Consider the following 16,581-nt stretch of genomic DNA (forward strand, 5'->3'; position numbering starts at 1 on the left):
TCATCACATAATTAATATGCTCAAACCGGAAGCATGCTCCCGGACTAAAGCCGGTTCATCCTTTGATAGCGCCCACTAGAATGCCTTTCTCGAAAAACCGGGAAAGCAGCGGGTAGAGAAGCAGCAGCGGCAGGGCGGACATCACGACGATGGCGTACTTTAACCCCTCCTTTACCATCATTTGATCGGCATACTCGCCACCGACGGAAATGCCGGCCATCTCCTTAAAGTCATTACGGACGAGGATTTCTCTCAAGAAGAGCTGCAGCGGGAACTTTTCCCGGTCCGTCAAATAAATCATGGCGTCGAAATACGAATTCCAATGCCCTACCCCGTAAAAAAGCACCATGACGGCGATGATCGGCATCGACAGCGGGAGCACAATTTTGTACAGCATCTGAAAATCGTTGCAGCCGTCCACGTAAGCGCTCTCCTCGAGCTCATCCGGAATCCGCGTCTGAAAATACGTCCTCATAATGATCATGTTGTAAGCGCTTATAGCTCCGGGAAGCACAAGTGCCCATATCGTGTTGAGCAGGCCAAGTTGCTTGTTGACCAAGTAAAGGGGAATCAGGCCGCCCCCGAAAAACATCGTGAACGCGAACAGCAAGGTGAAAAAGCCTTTGCCGTAAAACCGTTTCCTGGAGAGCGGGTATGCGCCGAGCACGGTCATGAAAATGTTGATCGCCGTACCGACGATTGCGTATAGCAGCGTATTCGCATAACCGATCCATATCTCGGTATTCTCAAATACTTTCGCGTAGCTCTTCAGGTTGAAGCCCGCAGGGTACAGCAGCAGGGGCTTTTCCCAAATTTGGCGCGGATCGGAGAAGGAAGCAAAGAGAACGAATAAAAGCGGATACATAATGACGATCGCAATCCCTATGACCAGCACGAGAATAATGAGATCCGCCAGCTTTTCGGCCGGCGTCCGTTTGACATTCAGCAGCACGGCTCAGACTCCTTTCGTAACGTCGCAATGTTTGCCATTACCACAGGCTGGTCTCCCCAACCTTGCGGGCCACCGCATTCACGACGAGCAGAATGAAAAAGTTGATGATGTTGTTGAACAGGCCGACCGCCGCAGAGAAGCTATACTGCGTATTCAGCAGGCCGCTTTTGTACATATAGGTGGAGATGACCTCGGAGGTTTCCAGATTCATTGCGTTTTGCATGAGCAGGATTTTCTCGAAGCCAACGCTCATGAGGCCTCCCGCGCTCAGAATGGACAATATGACGATTGTCGGCACGATGCCCGGCAGCGTGACGTGCCAGATCCGGCGAAGCTTGCTGGCACCGTCCATATAGGCTGCCTCGTACAAATCCGGGGATATGCCGGAGATGGCTGCGCTGTAGATGAGCGACGACCAGCCTATTCCCTGCCAAATGCCGGACCAAACATACAGATGCCAAAAGCTCGAGGGCTCTGCCAAGAAATCTTTCGGCTCGCCACCGAGCCACACGAGAACCGAGTTGATGACGCCGTTCGTCGGCGAAATGAAGAAGAACAGGATGCCGACAGCGACGACGACTGAGATGAAGTGTGGAGCGTAGGATAGCGTCTGTGCGAACGAGCGGAACTTCTTGCTCCGGATCTCGTTGAACAGAAGTGCGAGCAAAATAGGGGCTGGAATGCCGATAAGCAGCCCGTATACGCTGATACCAAGCGTATTTTTCAGAATTGTCCAAAAATAGTAAGCGTTGAACAGCCTCTCGAAATGCTCGAATCCCGTCCAAGGACTGTTCCATATGCCGACGCCGGGCATAAAGTCTTTGAACGCGATTTGCACGCCGTACATCGGCCAGTAATGCCAGATCAAGAAGTAGAGCACGGCCGGAGAAATGATCATGTACAGCCCGATATTCCGTTTCAGCTGTCTTTTGACGTCTGTGAATTTACCCGTTCGCGGGCTTGTCCGTTCGGTTGTCGATTTGATCGGGACATCCATGGATGGAAATCCTCCTTCTCTGCTAATCATACTCGGAGCTGATGCTGGTAAACCCTTGCGCTAGCTCTCCCCCTTCATCCACGAGACATCGTTCGACGTTAATGCCGATAAGCAGAACTAATAAGTTCAAGCCCTTCGGATAAGTCTAACCATGTAACCCCATGAATCGAATTTGTACTGACATTTACTAATTTTTAACACTATTTGTTATGACATATATTAGGTCAACTCTCTTATTCCGTCAATACATGCGCTAAAAATAGTTCCATTAGTACGTAAATAGTCCAATCGAAGGATTAATTTGTCGATTTTATTCGAGTTGTTATAACATATTTTTCAATCAGTTGATTACATGAGAAGGGGAACGAGGGGGACCAACGATGCATGGATAACGATAACTCTTTTAAAATGACCCTAGCTTCAAGCCAAACTGAAACAGCGCATACCGATTGAATATCGGCACACGCTCGCAGCATAGCTTTTTATCTGACTAAATGACAGCGGTATGGACACCTCATAAGCCAGTGAACAAAATAGTTATTTAACCCTTTTTCTTATAATGCTCTAATAGATCATTAATTAAGATACCATCTATACTTAATCCCTCAATGTTACAATTCCTAAGTTCGACATTCGTAAGGTTGCATGCGTCAAAAATGGCGGTGCTTAAATCACTGTTTTTAAAAACGACTGGCTCTATATTAACCCAACCGTCGGTTCCAGGCTCCTCAGACAACTGGCTTCTATCCACGTGGGGCCTAATAATATTCTCAAATAGAGTCCCTCCCATCTGAGCCATATTAATATGTACATTTGAAAAATAACCCTTCCGTCAATTATTTGGTAAAGTGTTAATCTGAATACGTATAATAATCCTGCGCATGCACCACTTTGAATCCCACTGATTCATATAACCTTAAAGCATGGTTATTTTTTGTTTCCACCTCTAAGTGTACCGAATGACCGGCTAATCTTTGATCTTTTATAATTCTGTTCAATACTTTTCTGCCAATTCCTTTACCTTGGTGCTCTGGCAAAATAGAAAAGCCATATATCCACGCTTGCTTATCTTGTAGATTCACACGAATTTTCCCTACCGTTTCCTCGTTCACTTCGATCATGAACATATCCGTGTCTTCATCCTCATTGGCCGTGTTTTCCATCGCTATGGCATCTTCTTCGTCCAAACCAAACGCCGTAACAGATAATCGGACACGCATGTCAAAATCCTCTGCTTTTGCCGGTCGCAAAATTACATCGTCAGCCTCTTCAAGACTTTTTTCTTGCCACTCCATTTGATGCTCGGTGAAGGCATATTCAGCACCTTGTTTCGTTAAAAAAGCCTTTGCTGCAGCTGATCCCGCAGGCGCGTTCAATAAGATTTTACTGTATCTGTTTTGTTTGGCTGTTGCCATTCCTTGCTGGAACAATCGATGGAAATGTCCCTTCCTGCGTTCACTCGGTTTCACCATGCCGCATACTTCTACTGTGGAACCGAAAGCATATAAACCTAAAAACGCAATAAGCTCGCCATTATCGTAATAAAAAAAGTCTAGCTGAGAAGATGAATCTCGGTTTCTTAACATTTCCCAGTTAAGCTTCAATTGTAATTGATCATGGGATTCACAAGCCTTCTGCAGCAGTTCAATATCTCGTAATTGTTGTGCTGTTAACATAGTTGCCTCCTTTATCTCCGTTAGTTAAGCCGCCGGGCAGGTCTTATTCGCGCGAAACCTGGTACACTCCTCTTGCGAAACATAAGTGTAGAGGAAGATTGCGCCTACTGCTAAAATGCCGACGACATTCCTACCCTTTTATTCTTCACGAAGCTGGGTTTACCTTTATTTACAATAAAATAGCCTAATAGCTTAAAAGGGCCACCGATCACATCGGTAGCCTCTTCCTGTGGCTGCTTATTCCGCTAACGTTACCGTTAATGCCATACGGCTACAGTCACCGCTCTGTGAAAATTTCATTTTAATTACCCTCATCCCAAATTCAAATGCCGCAGCTTATCCGGATTGCGCATGAGATAAACCCGCTGAACGCGGTCGTCTCTAAACGCCAGGCTAACGACGGTTGGGAAAGGTTCGGATGGACTGCTTAACACGAAGCCAAGCTGTCCGTTGACCTTGACGAGGCGAATGGCTCCTGCACCGTCGCTCTTGGATACAAGCCCTTGAATGAATGCGAGGACGCGCTGGCTCGACGTAATAGGGTTAATCGCCGCCTTGGCTTTGCCGCCTCCATCGCTATAAAGCACGATGTCCTCGGAGAGCATCGCAAAGAGCCCTTCCATATCACCAGTAGCCGTCGCATGGAGGAAACGCAATACGAGCTGCTCGGACTGGGCGCTGGAGATGAGCTCGGTTGGCGGCTCGTCTTGGATTTTCCGCTTGAGGCGACTGTAGATCTTACGGCATCCCAGCTCCGTCTTGTTTACGAAGTCCGCAATATCGCGATAGTCGTATTCGAACGCTTCACGAAGAATGAATACTGCGCGCTCAATAGGGGTTAGCCGATCGAGCATGACGAGGAAGGCGTACGATATCGTATCCTCCAGCACAATCGTTTGAAGCGGATCCAATCCCGCGGCATTGGACGTACCTGCCACGACTGCATAGTCTTGCACAAGGGGCTCCGGCAGCCATGGTCCGACGTATACCTCTCTTTTTTTTTGCGAGGATTTCAAGTAATCCAGACAACGATTCGTAACGATTTTGCATAAATACGTTTTCAGATTGCGGACGTGTCCGTCCTCCTTATCACTGTCCAACTGCTGCACCGTTACGAATGCATCTTGCACCAAATCCTCGGCATGCGTTACAGATCCTAACATGCGATACGCGATGGAAAGAAGAAGCGGTCTGTACGTCCGGTACACGGAATCAAGCTCCACGATGCATCCCCTCTTTATCCTGTTCTTTACCGGATATTATACTTCGTGCGGCCTCTTTCGCGCTAGCCAATGATGCGTTAAGCAGCATACCCTCGGATCCTACCCAATCACCTGCGACATACAGTCCGGGCCGTCCCTCAACCGCAGGTCCGGGTCTGCCTAAGAGGCCTCCGGCCGCAGCGGTTACGACGGCATGCGAGACGAGCATTCGTGGCAGGAAGCGATGCTGTACGACATGTTTGCGCCAACCCGGCTGAATCAAGTCGAGAAATCCTTCCAGCTCACTTTTATCTTGCAAAGGGTCCGAATGTATCGAAGCCGGCAAATATTTCATGACATGCACGACCGCATATTTTGGATTATCGGATAACGAGGCGGCGGTGGAATGGTTGGAGTAATACCACGGATAATCGGCGCCTAATACAAATTTCGTTTTTGGTTGAGGCATCCCCGCTACGACGAGATCCAGGCAAGCAGCGCGAACAGGAATAAGCTGCTCATAGACTGCGGCTTCCGTCGGGGTAAGAGAAGGATTTAGGATGGCTAACGTATCCGCCGGTCCGGCAGTGGATAGCACGTAACTGGTCCTCAGCTGCGTTCGATCCTTTAGTGTGACCGTCATTCGGGGATAGCTGCCAGCAATTTCCCTTACGGGCGAGCTCGTGCGGATCGATACCCCTCCCTTTTGCGCTTGTTCCGTAAGCTGGCTCACGATGGTCTTCCAGCCTCCGTCCACGTACATCACTTGGCTATGATTGAGCTGCTCGATTACGGCGCCGGCGCTTACCAGATCGGGGGCATCGCAGTACGTGGATACGCGAACGAGCGCAAGCACGACATTGCGCACTCGCGGACTGGAGATTTGGGATTCCAAGTAAGCCTGCAGACTGACCTTGTGCAGAGCGGAAGTGTCTGTTTTGCGGAGACGACTGTAGAAGCGAAAGAGCTGAGTCTTCTCGTGCCACGTCAGGAAGGAGCCGAGCAAGAGCTGCGCGAGCGGAAGCGCCTTGTTTCCGCCGTTTGCTCCTTCGAACACGAACATAACTGGCGCCTTTGGCGACGCACCGGTTGGTATGACGCCTGCCTCTTGCAAAATAGGAAGAGCACTCTTATAGAGAGCATGAGCCCCCAAGTTTACGCTCGCGGACGCAATCTCGGTCGAAGCGGCACGGCCTCCGAGATGCGAGCCTTTGTCGAGCAATAGCACCGTTCTGCCTGCCTGTGCCAAATAAATCGAGGCGGTTAATCCGGCGATGCCGGCCCCGATAATGATAACGTCCCAAAACGGTTCATTGCGATTCTGTGTCATGTATATCAATCCTTTCCGGTCTGATGCATACATGACGATTAACAGAACCGATTTGTGACCAGTGCTGCAACGTTACGAATTTCCAAGTACAATTGCCATAAATGCGGGGTAGCATCCGTTATCGGAGCAAACGATCCAGGTTAGCTAATAGCTTTGCGAATGTCATAGTCGGTTAGATCAATCTCTAATTCCATTCCTAGCGCTAACTTAGCCAACTGGACTCCGATATAAGGGCCCATCGTCAATCCGGAGGCCCCGAGACCGTTTACCGCAAGAAGTCCTTCCCAATCTGGAATGGCGCCTATGACCGGAAGAAAATCGGCAGTATAAGGGCGAAAGCCCACCCTTACTTCCTGGAACGTGCTATCTGCCAGATCAGGCGCGAATGGAAGACATTTGCTTAATATTTCGTGCATTCCGCCAGGCGTGATCCTCGTATCGTAGCCTTCTATATTATTTTCATGAGTCGCCCCTATCACGATTTTCTGCTGTTCAAAGGCGAGCAGATATTGATCGGACGGCGGCATAACGACCGGCCAATTGCCCGTATTTTGTTTGGCATCCGGAACCTGCAGGTGCATGATTTGCGCTTTCTGATAACTCACTTTGAACTCAATGCCTAAAGGTTGTAGCAACGGTCGCACCCAAGCTCCAGCACAAACGATAACGATGTCAGCCGGGTAGCGATTTGCCCCAACCGTTACGCCCGTTACACGGTTGAATTGAAATTCAAGCTTTGCATCCCCGTATATAAGCTCAGCCCCGTTTCGTTGTGCAGATCGGAGCAAAGCATCACGCAGCGCCCTGCCATCGACACGGGCGGCCCCGCTAATATGAACGGAAGAATATCCTTCCACGAGCAGCGGGAAAAGCTCCCGGGTACTATGTTCATCAAGCCGGGTAATCTCACCGATTTCTGTCGCGCCTTCTTTACGCATATAAGCTCGCTCTTCCATTTTGCCGATCTTCTCTGGATCCATATGGATGCTGAGTGCTCCGACCCTGGCATAGCCGGTATCGGTTTCCCCTTCTCTTTCAAGTTCTTCAATTAGCACTGGGTAATAACCCGCTCCGGCTTTCGCAAGCCGATACCAAGCCTTATTGCGCCGCTGCGACAGCCAGGGACAAATAATGCCGGCAGCTGCGTCCGTAGCCTGCCCTTCATCTTTCCGATCGATGATGAGGACATCTGCTCCCTGTTTAGCCAATTGATATGCGGTTGATGCTCCTGCAATTCCCGCTCCAATGACAATTACCTTCATAATGATGTCGCTCCTTTCTGTAATCGATCTTTTCATTATAATAAGATCCTATCAAATCGAAAAAGCCGCGTATGACGCGGCAACGATATTCTCAATTACTGGTAAAAACTGAACTTCTATTTTTCCCTGTACGTTTCACGCTATACATAGCCTCATCCGCGTTCTTCAATAACGTAGTAATGTCTGATGCATCTCTAGGGTATAAACTGACTCCTGCACTAAACGAAATCGGAATTTCAATCCCCTCATGCTTAAAAGGGCTCTTGTACAAGAGGGACAACCGATTATTGAGCGCATGATTTAAATCGCTGCTTTCGTCCAAACAAGAAGTGATCAAAACGAACTCGTCTCCCCCGACCCGCCCTATAATATCGTCAGGTTGTCCGTAATTTTTCAAAATATATGCGAAATGCTTCAAATAAAGATCTCCAACTAAATGCCCGTACGTATCATTAATCGGCTTGAAATTATCTAGGTCAATTAACGTAAGGGCAAACCATTCACGCCCTGCTATCTTCTGCTGCACCTGCTCTTGGATGGCCGCCCGATTATACAAATCCGTCAGAGAATCATGGTGCGCCAAATACTTGTAGCTTCGCTCAGAATCCAATAACTTGCGTTCTGTATTTTTTAAGGAGGTAACGTCAGTTAAGTGCATGACAAACAGTTCCTCGTCCGCCTCCTCGATCAAATCAAGGCCCATAATCAAATCCAAATAGCCTTTATTCGGATTATACATTCGAATCTCCCACTGGGCTTCACTCTCCTTCTGCTGAAGAAAAAAAGCCAATATGCCGCCTAAACTTTGCCTATCATCAAATCGAAAATGGCTCAGAAGATTATGAATGGGAATCCCTTCACACCATTGTTTCGCCCGGGGATTCATTTCTCTAATTTCGCCCTTCTGGTTCAAAAGCAGAATTGCTGTCGGAGCGGATTTGAATAGAATATGAAACAGCTTGCTGTAATCTGGCATAATATCATGTTTACCAATCAAATGGCGAAGTGCAACAGCCCAAAGTAAATAACCCATAAAATAAAGGATCATAGCATTCCGTGACGTTAAAAACTGCAACTGCAAAACAGATGTGACTAGGATAAACCAGGCAAACAGTGTAAATAAACTGAAAAGAAGAGACAGCAAAATCTTTTTTCGTTTTGCTTCCTGAGAACGATACCAGGAAACAACAAGAATAGAGACCGAAAGCAGGATATATCCGGCTACAAAGAGTACAGTAAGCAGCAGAAACAGCGGATCAAGAGGACTGCGACCATCCGTCACAGCGGCATTGTATAATACCCGATGATCCTCGGTAATTAAAAAAACAATCAACAATACAAATGGAGCTGCGTAAATGAAGGGCAGCCATCGCTTCAATGAAGATGTTATAGGACTTCCAATAAGTATACAAAGATGGACCAGGAAACAAATGACTAGCAGAAGCATGGGGCTATTTCCATAAAGAACAATCTCCATTTGATACTGGGGCAGCAAAGATGTTTTAATGTATTCCCCTAGAAAGTAAAAAAGAAAAGCCAGCATGAGAAGAGCGGCAATTCGATTTAACTTACTCTTCTTATTTCGATTGATTAATGTAATGGCCATGTAGAAAAAGAAGTAAGTAGGAAGCAATATCGTTAAGAAATCCATGAAAAGTTCGTTCATTTAAATGCACCTTATATTTCGCCCATTTTTTTGAAATTTATTTTTAGAAAAATGATATCTTTTAAAGCAGAAATAATCTAATCACACGTTATCGGAACGAAAAGGTTCAACAAACTACCGTAAGCTAGCGTTCGATCACAATCTCCCCTTCGCCTGAAGGTGCTTCAAAGCCATTTAGGAAAGAAGCAAGAATTTCTTCTGTGATAGGAAAAGCTGCATTTGCATCAAAGCGTTGGCTTCGTATTCTAAGACGTTCACGCAAATCATTCGGGTGGACTTTCAAATATATAAGTTTCCACTCACCGCCAGCATCTTCAATTCGTTTTTTGTACTCGTTCCTTTTTTTACGCTGCCAAAAGCTGAAATCAATCACCACATGGTATTTATCGTGTATAAGATTTACCAATTGATTACGCAACTTCATTTCTGCCTCTGTCTTGTATTGTTCGTACTTTTCTGCCGGGTAATCAATCCCAAACCGGCCATTTGTAGCCCAAATTTCTTCATCGATAGAGAGACGTACAAAGCCTTCCTTTTCCAACTGTTGAGCAAATGTAGTCTTGCCTGAACCTGCTACGCCACACATCATTATTACTAATGGAGCTAAGGCATCGCATTCTCTATATATCAAGTCTTTTAAATTAAAGCTCTCCCGCATCAGTAATTGCCTCCTCCTAGTACTAAATCAAAATAATACCTCCTGGAACGGATATAGCTGCAACAATACAGTTCATGTTCCCGAACGCAAAAAAAAGGCAGCCGACCCATGCCGATTGCCTATTCCCGCTAATTATTGAGCCATAGTTTCCCATAAGCTCAGTCATCAGGGCAGTTGGTCAGCATTAGGCCTTCGGAATCCTCGCCACGACTTCTGTTCCAACATTTTGTTCACTGAGCACTTTTAGTTTACCCTTAAATGATTTAATAATCTGGTAACAAACCATCATACCTAATCCAGTGCCATTTTCCTTCAAGGAATAATAGGGAGAACCAAGTCGTTCTACTTCCTCCTCCGACATCCCTATTCCCTCATCTTTTACGCGTATTTCCACCTGTGAACCATCTACGGATATACACGAGGCCCAGACCGTCCCTTTAACAGGCATGGATTCAATTGCATTTTTCATGATATTAATCAGAAACTGACTCATTCTTTGGGCATTTCCGTGAACAAGACAGTCGCTCTCGATGTTGGTTTGGATAGTTACATTTTTGCTTAGCGCATAGTTTTGCATCAGAGTCACGGCTCGTTTTAGTTGATCGCCAACGTCCACGTTCTCATTGCCATCTGAGACTGGCTTTCCCAAGGTCAAAAAATTGTGAATAATATTGTTCGCATGATCCAATTCTTCAATAGAAAGCTTAATATACTGCTTCTTTTTATCAGACAGATCGGGCGTATCGAGCAGTTGAAGAAAGCCCCGCGCTACCTGCATCGGATTACGGATTTCATGGGCAAATACTCCTGTTAAGTTTCCAATCAGTCTTAGCCTTTCCGCATTTTGAAGTTCTTTACGCATCGTATGGATCTCTGCCATATTCTCATTTAAAACGGTCATCAGCCAGGCGAGACCAGCGGCACATCCGAAGTGAAAAAACTGCATAGTTAAGCTCTCTGTAGTAACTCCTCTCAGCATCGAGACGAATGAAGCACCAACGAAGCAATAATACGACGATAGCATGACTGCCATTTTAATTCGCTTGTCTTTTGAAACGCTTACGAATCTCTTCTGAAAATAAAGGATAACAGAATATCCAAAGATGATACCCAGCAGCGAGCTGTAAAAGCCTGCATCTGCGCCTAAATATAAACGATATAGAATGATCAATACCGATAAAAACACACCGGTTCTTTGACCGCAATACAATGTACCGATTAGCAAGGGAACGATTCTGAAGTCATGATGCATGCCGTTTCCGTAACTTATGGGAAATGACATACATAGTAAAATGGAGCTCCCCCAAAGCATAGCCAGAAAGAGATTAATATTTTTTCTGATACGAATATGGCCTAACAAATATGCTTGATAAATGCCAACAGGCACAACGACTAATGATAACTGCAGCAAGAAGTCTTTTATAATGCTCAACGCCGCCACCTTACCGTCCATTTGTATTACGTGGACATGTAACTTTTTTCTAACACAACACCCAATAATTAGTTAAACAAATTGTACAATGAACCCAAAGAACTTAACAAGATATTGGAATGAAAATTTGCATGTATATGTCGAAAGAAACGCAAAAAACCCGACCTCATGGGGTCGGGTTTTTCCATAAAGCGATGGAGCCGAGGGACTCGATGGTGTGGCCTATTTCTCGGTTTGGCCAGACATCAATTCGATAATTTTCTGGAGAGATCTATGTATTGCTCGCAGATAACTTATTAGGCAAATAAATCCTACAGCTAAAATGATAATGATAAACTCCATTCCTCATCTCCTCCTGTCGTTGTGCGAGGATTTTACCATATATTTTACATATATGTTTGATTTGCATACGCAATGTTGAAAAATGGGTCCTGCTTTTTACACTTGTGGCATCTTGCCCGAATATGATTGTTTAGAAAAGAACGAAAGTGTGACACAAGCGTTAAAGGAGATGTGGTTCAGTGGCACAACGTTTAAGCTCAGTGAAATATACCAGAAATTTAAAAAAATACGCCAGTCACGCACGCTATTTTATAAAAAAACTAGGCTGTCAGCAGAACGAACAATTGCATTTCATTTTAGTCCATGACCCTAAAAACAAAAAACGGAGCTTCAGTAATTCTTCTAATCACCCAGCTATGACGCTGCACAAGCCTCTACATCTGCTTGAGAGACTCACGCCTCAAATCACCCTCTTTTCCAAGAGAAATAAACTCATACATGTACTCAGACAAAATATAAGAGGGTATGCCGTATTTATGGAGATCAATTACCGGGAAACTAAGGATAGTGATTTCAAAAAAATCAGAGCTCAGTTCATCGACGTGGATTTAAACAAGATTTCTATGCTTTTAAAGACAAAAGAACAAGTCAAGCAAGCGATTAAATCCATTCAAGCCGACCCTGCTGAGCAGCTTCAATCCATTGCAGTCAAAAGAAAGCAAGGTCAATACCATCTTTTAGCTCTGCGAACAAAACAGAGAGTGGCAAAACTGAAGATTGCGTTTATAAAAAAATATAGGAACCAAATTAAAGATACGATGATTATTGAAACTAAAAATGGATATCACATCTACTGGGTCGTTCAAGACGGCTCCATAAGCCAATTCGTTCCTATTCAAAAAGCTTTAGCCCAAAAATTCAGCTCGGATCCCATGATAACCAATCTATCAAGAGTGATGCGCATACCTGGCTTCTACCATATGAAAAACCCTGGAAGCCCCTATATGGTTAGGGTCAGACAATTGGGCAGGAAACAACCTTTTACCCAAGAGGAAATTATTCAATCACTGGCATTAGCCCTTTAATCCACTTGTATAAATCAATCAGGCTTAGCACTGAGGATAGCATATCTAAGCTAGCTGAAACCCCGGCCATATGTGGTCGGGGTTTATATTTTCATATATTACCTAATTAAATTAATCGTCCATTAACAAATAATCTTTATACTTACTGTAATGCATCAATTTATACAATAAATATGGAAAGGAATGACATGTCATGGGAATTCATACGTATTTTCAGTCCCTAAACGATCTCGAACGGATTATTCGTTGTCCAGGTAAGTTTAAATTTGAAGAGCATAGCGTAGCGGCTCATTCGTGGAAGGTTGTACAGTACGCCAAAACATTGGCTGATATTGAGGAGCGCAATGGCGTCACAATAGATTGGAAGAAGCTTTATGAGATTACGAGCAGCCATGATTATGGTGAAATATTTATAGGAGATATTAAAACACCAGTTAAGCATTACTCGCTAGAGCTGCGCGGCATGCTGCAGCAGGTAGAGGAAGGCATGATTACTCTCTTTATAGAAGAGAATATTCCAGAAGAGCTCAAGCCTATTTTTTTCAGACAGCTGCGCGAGGGCAAGGACGATTCGGTTGAAGGTCTCATTCTTGAAGTGGCCGATAAACTCGATCAAGTGTACGAGGCGCTTACAGAATTGCAAAGAGGCAACAGAGAAAAGGAATTTGTCATTATGTATCGTGAAGCACTTATCAAAATCAAAAAAATAAAGCTGCATTGTGTAGATTATTTTTTAAAGCATATTTTACCCGACATCGTTCAAGAAAGCTCCAATTGTCCAGTTGATATCAAGAAGATTACAAAAGAAGCGTTAGAGCTATAACTTCGATATCAAACCTCGTCACCACCCCCCATGCTTTTGTATACGATTAAACATAAATTGCTGCATTGCAGCACCCCTCTGTTACATTTCCAGCCCGCCTATCTTCCTTCTCGAAATGCATCATAACAAAAAACACTATCCTCTTGAGAATAGTGTTAATAATCTTACGCGGTATTTTTTCATCGCTCATTAGACGGGAGTAATCTTAGCTGCTATTCTGTCTAATGCTTCTTGTACGGTAGTCGGAGGGGGAGCTATCCAGTTTGCTGGATTAGTTTCCAAGGTGGAGATGGAGTCGAGTGGATTTGAACCTTTGTCCGATGATCACGTTACATAGACCTCTATAAGTAAAAACACAATTTTGATGTCACCCAATCAAACGCCTCGTCTATAATTGACAAAGTCCATTGGAGATGATAAGTTGGCGTAATACCCATTTTTTGGGTCATATTATAAGGGGTGTCTTATATGCTTTTATCTGAGCACGAACGGTTCATCAATCATGCAAAGAAAAGACTCAGTCAAGATCAACGATTTTGCGGCCTTCTAGCAGGTGGCTCCATGATGACGAAGACCATGGATGAGTATAGCGATTTAGACCTTATCATCGTATACGACTCCGCCTACCAGGAGCAAATCATGAATCAACGGCTTCACATTGCTGAAGGATTGGGAAAGTTGCTTTCTGGATTCACAGGTGAGCATATCGGTGAGCCTCGTGTCGTTATTTGCTTATATGGACCAGAGCCTCTGCATGTCGATCTTAAATTCGTTACATTGGAAGAGCTTAAGATACGGATAGAAAACCCTCTTATTTTATGGGAGAAAGATCAGAAAATCAGTAACATTTTTGAAGAAACCTCCCCCTCGGAACCATATCCCGAGGCACAATGGATAGAAGACCGCTTCTGGGTTTGGATCCATTACGGCGCAACGAAGCTAGGAAGAGGAGAATGGTTTGAATTAATCGATCATCTTACATTTATTCGCAGTGCAGTATTAGGTCCTTTGGTTTTGAGTCATCATGGCCAACTCCCTAGAGGAGTAAGAAGGCTGGAACAGTATGCTAGCAGTGATATAGAAGAGCTTAAAAAAACGATCCCTTTACACAGTTTCGAGAGTTGCTACCTTGCGTTAAAAAGCACTATTCATCTATATAAACGATTTCGCCAAAATTCTGATGTGCTTATTTTAAAAGAAGAAGCGGAACATGTATCAATTGCTTACCTTGAAAAGGTGTATGCTTCGTTGAATAATTAGAATGCAAAAAGAGCACCTAATAGGTGCTCTTTCTCATGAGTTTGGTGGTAGCTCGGGGGATTTTCCTTGTTTCCTGTTGGCTTAGTTATACAGCTGATATTAAAGCAAATGAGCGTTATTAGCAAAGTCAACTAATTCGAATATCCCGTCAACACAGCATACTCTTGTTATAGAACATTCAGAGACCAAATTGCTTTGCTCGACTATAAAATGGGGGTGCTTTTTTCTTAATTCCTCCTCGGCAATTACATTAATTAAGAAATCTGTTATCAGACCACCATGTGTAACCACGATAATGTTATCCTGGGGATGTTCGGCTGATAAATCCAGTAAGCACGAAGATAATCTCTCCCCTGCTTTCCTCGCAGAGTCACCAACTGGCGGTGAAAAATCTCTATCATGTGTGCAACGATTCCACAAATCAACAAACTCCTCAAATGTTTGTCCAGGTATGTCCCCCCAGTTGGCACGCTCTCGCAAGCGAATGTCCTCCGAAATGGTTGTCTTTGTTTCGTTTGCAATGATTTGGGCTGTTTCTTTAGCTCTTTTAAGCGGGCTGCTGATCATTTTTTTTATCGGAATCCTACAAAAATGGCTTGCGGTTACCTGAGCTTGCAACAAGCCCTCGGACGATAAAGCGACGTCTTCAATTCCCTTCTCTTTTTTGGCATGTCTGACAAGGTAGAAATTTGTGCTCATAGCACCAGCTCCTTCTTTTAATATACAGGTTTGATGCGAATTCGATTTAACGTTTATCTAATTTAATATATATCTAATTTATATTGTATATTCGATCCCTGCTGTTAGCAAAGACAACTTTTACTGAACATAACTTCAAGTCAGCTTAATCAAAGAAGCTCCCTTAACATGCGAAAAACCAAAAAACCAGCCCTTATCCGGGCTGGGTAGTTTTCGGTGTGGAGTCACCGGGGCTCGATTTACATGAAATACTTCTTCTCTATACCTTGATCTATACGAGCTTATAGGTTTGGCGGTATTTAAGCGGCGAATGGCCGGTAATATCTTTGAAAATGCGTCCGAAGTGCGTCATACTCTCAAATCCGACCCTTTCGGCAATATCGGCTACTTTCAGGGTGCTTCCCGTTAAGAGCTGGCGCGCTTCCTTGATCCGGACATTGTTCAAATACTCCGTAAAGGTGAAGCCCGTATTCTCCCGGAACATTTTACAGAAGTACGAGGAGCTGATGAAGAACTTGCCGGACACGCCCTGAATCGTTTGGGTTTCATGGTAATGCTGGTTCAAGTAATCGACGATTTCGAAAATTTTTTTGTTAATCGGATTGCTGCCGTTATGCTCGGCCGTGGGTTGTGTCGACGTCTTACGGTAAATGAAAATAAGCAATTCGAACAGAAGCGTCTTTAAATAATACTCATATCCGGGCGGCTGCTTTATAAATTCGGCGATCATTTTGTCAAATAGCTTCTCGATAATGCTTTGTTCTTGGCCGTTCAAGGGCATGAAGTTTTTGCCGCTAGAAAAGCTGGACAGCACATGAAAGCTGTCATTGTAAGGAAACATATCCTCCAGAAATTCCTCTTGAAACAGCAGCGTAATCCGCTCGAAAGATTCCTTGCTTGAATTGACTAGCTTATGGATCTCATTCACGTTAATGATTAACAAAGCTCCGCCGACCACCTGGTAGCTTTTATCCTCGATGAAATAGCTAATATCGCCAGATACAAGATAGAAAATCTCATATCCATTGTGATAATGGCGTGATGGCATGCTTGTGTTAAATTTCTTCTCACGACTAATATCAAACTTAGAAGCCTCATAGAAATTCGATTCCATCACTCTTCCACCTTCATGTAAAGTAATAAAAAATATTCAAAATAATATATGTAGAAAAATACTGAAATAGATAAGATACGTGCAGATAATTCATATTATCATATGCTATATTTGTAAGCAATAAGACAAAACAACAGTGGGTG

Annotated in this window: 15 protein-coding genes; 3 read left to right on the top strand and 12 right to left on the bottom strand. The window is 44.3% G+C overall.

From position 1 onward, the window contains the following. Positions 1-55: 55 nt before the first annotated feature. From HI950_RS31505 to HI950_RS31550, 10 genes are all read right to left on the bottom strand, one after another. Complete coding sequence (locus HI950_RS31505) at positions 56-952, bottom strand: carbohydrate ABC transporter permease (protein WP_169090531.1); 897 nt, start codon at positions 950-952, stop codon at positions 56-58. Between the two features lie 37 nt (positions 953-989). Then, positions 990-1,949 carry an ABC transporter permease gene (locus HI950_RS31510; RefSeq protein WP_169090529.1) on the bottom strand — a complete coding sequence of 320 codons (960 nt, stop codon included), beginning with the start codon at positions 1,947-1,949 and terminating at the stop codon, positions 990-992. Between the two features lie 541 nt (positions 1,950-2,490). After that, on the bottom strand, positions 2,491-2,748 hold the full coding sequence (locus tag HI950_RS37205; RefSeq protein ID WP_411268175.1) for a pentapeptide repeat-containing protein: 258 nt from the start codon (positions 2,746-2,748) through the stop codon (positions 2,491-2,493). Positions 2,749-2,800: 52 nt separating this feature from the next. Then, positions 2,801-3,625, bottom strand: coding sequence for a GNAT family N-acetyltransferase (locus HI950_RS31520; RefSeq protein ID WP_169090525.1), 825 nt, complete (start codon positions 3,623-3,625; stop codon positions 2,801-2,803). A 311-nt stretch (positions 3,626-3,936) separates the two neighbouring features. After that, the gene (sigJ, locus tag HI950_RS31525) at positions 3,937-4,848 is read right to left on the bottom strand and encodes an RNA polymerase sigma factor SigJ (protein WP_169090523.1); all 912 of its coding nucleotides are present in this window, start codon (positions 4,846-4,848) and stop codon (positions 3,937-3,939) included. Continuing rightward, positions 4,838-6,157, bottom strand: coding sequence for a phytoene desaturase family protein (locus tag HI950_RS31530; protein WP_169090521.1), 1,320 nt, complete (start codon positions 6,155-6,157; stop codon positions 4,838-4,840). Before HI950_RS31530 ends, sigJ begins: the two co-directional genes overlap by 11 nt. 140 nt (positions 6,158-6,297) lie before the next feature. Then, positions 6,298-7,422, bottom strand: a complete 1,125-nt coding sequence (locus HI950_RS31535) for an NAD(P)/FAD-dependent oxidoreductase (RefSeq protein ID WP_169090557.1) — start codon at positions 7,420-7,422, stop codon at positions 6,298-6,300. Positions 7,423-7,510: 88 nt separating this feature from the next. Further along, the gene (locus tag HI950_RS31540) at positions 7,511-9,085 is read right to left on the bottom strand and encodes a GGDEF domain-containing protein (protein WP_169090519.1); all 1,575 of its coding nucleotides are present in this window, start codon (positions 9,083-9,085) and stop codon (positions 7,511-7,513) included. Between the two features lie 124 nt (positions 9,086-9,209). Beyond that, positions 9,210-9,743: a P-loop nucleotide/nucleoside kinase family protein gene (locus tag HI950_RS31545; protein WP_169090517.1), complete on the bottom strand. Its 534-nt coding sequence runs from the start codon at positions 9,741-9,743 to the stop codon at positions 9,210-9,212. Between the two features lie 184 nt (positions 9,744-9,927). Next, on the bottom strand, positions 9,928-11,175 hold the full coding sequence (locus tag HI950_RS31550) for an ATP-binding protein (protein ID WP_169090515.1): 1,248 nt from the start codon (positions 11,173-11,175) through the stop codon (positions 9,928-9,930). Positions 11,176-11,696: 521 nt separating this feature from the next. On the opposite strand from HI950_RS31550, the gene HI950_RS36845 reads away from it, so the two are divergent. The 3 genes from HI950_RS36845 (at position 11,697) to HI950_RS31565 (ending at position 14,625) form a co-directional block, all read left to right on the top strand. After that, a complete protein-coding gene (locus tag HI950_RS36845) occupies positions 11,697-12,542 on the top strand; it encodes a DNA-primase RepB domain-containing protein (protein ID WP_169090513.1) in 846 nt (281 codons plus the stop codon). A gap of 193 nt (positions 12,543-12,735) precedes the next feature. Next, positions 12,736-13,365, top strand: coding sequence for a YfbR-like 5'-deoxynucleotidase (locus HI950_RS31560; RefSeq protein ID WP_169090511.1), 630 nt, complete (start codon positions 12,736-12,738; stop codon positions 13,363-13,365). 561 nt (positions 13,366-13,926) lie between these two features. Next, positions 13,927-14,625 (top strand): oxalate:formate antiporter, encoded by a 699-nt coding sequence (locus HI950_RS31565; RefSeq protein WP_317618488.1) that lies wholly within the window; start codon positions 13,927-13,929, stop codon positions 14,623-14,625. Positions 14,626-14,724: 99 nt separating this feature from the next. On the opposite strand, the gene HI950_RS31570 is transcribed toward HI950_RS31565, so the two are convergent. Both HI950_RS31570 and HI950_RS31575 read right to left on the bottom strand, forming a co-directional pair. After that, positions 14,725-15,324: a histidine phosphatase family protein gene (locus tag HI950_RS31570; protein ID WP_169090507.1), complete on the bottom strand. Its 600-nt coding sequence runs from the start codon at positions 15,322-15,324 to the stop codon at positions 14,725-14,727. A 271-nt stretch (positions 15,325-15,595) separates the two neighbouring features. Further along, the gene (locus HI950_RS31575) at positions 15,596-16,438 is read right to left on the bottom strand and encodes an AraC family transcriptional regulator (protein ID WP_169090505.1); all 843 of its coding nucleotides are present in this window, start codon (positions 16,436-16,438) and stop codon (positions 15,596-15,598) included. Positions 16,439-16,581: the final 143 nt, after the last annotated feature.

The organism is Paenibacillus sp. PL91, from assembly GCF_012935325.2.
Taxonomy (GTDB): Bacteria; Bacillota; Bacilli; order Paenibacillales; family Paenibacillaceae; genus Pristimantibacillus.

Coding starts and splice junctions, on each gene's coding strand:
- HI950_RS37205 (WP_411268175.1), bottom strand. CDS start 2,748: ATGGCTCAGATGGGAGGGACTCTATTTGAGAATATTATTAGGCCCCAC.
- HI950_RS31510 (WP_169090529.1), bottom strand. CDS start 1,949: ATGGATGTCCCGATCAAATCGACAACCGAACGGACAAGCCCGCGAACG.
- HI950_RS31520 (WP_169090525.1), bottom strand. CDS start 3,625: ATGTTAACAGCACAACAATTACGAGATATTGAACTGCTGCAGAAGGCT.
- HI950_RS31540 (WP_169090519.1), bottom strand. CDS start 9,085: ATGAACGAACTTTTCATGGATTTCTTAACGATATTGCTTCCTACTTAC.
- HI950_RS31570 (WP_169090507.1), bottom strand. CDS start 15,324: ATGAGCACAAATTTCTACCTTGTCAGACATGCCAAAAAAGAGAAGGGA.
- HI950_RS31575 (WP_169090505.1), bottom strand. CDS start 16,438: ATGGAATCGAATTTCTATGAGGCTTCTAAGTTTGATATTAGTCGTGAG.
- HI950_RS31530 (WP_169090521.1), bottom strand. CDS start 6,157: ATGACACAGAATCGCAATGAACCGTTTTGGGACGTTATCATTATCGGG.
- HI950_RS31545 (WP_169090517.1), bottom strand. CDS start 9,743: ATGCGGGAGAGCTTTAATTTAAAAGACTTGATATATAGAGAATGCGAT.
- HI950_RS31565 (WP_317618488.1), top strand. CDS start 13,927: ATGATGACGAAGACCATGGATGAGTATAGCGATTTAGACCTTATCATC.
- HI950_RS31560 (WP_169090511.1), top strand. CDS start 12,736: ATGGGAATTCATACGTATTTTCAGTCCCTAAACGATCTCGAACGGATT.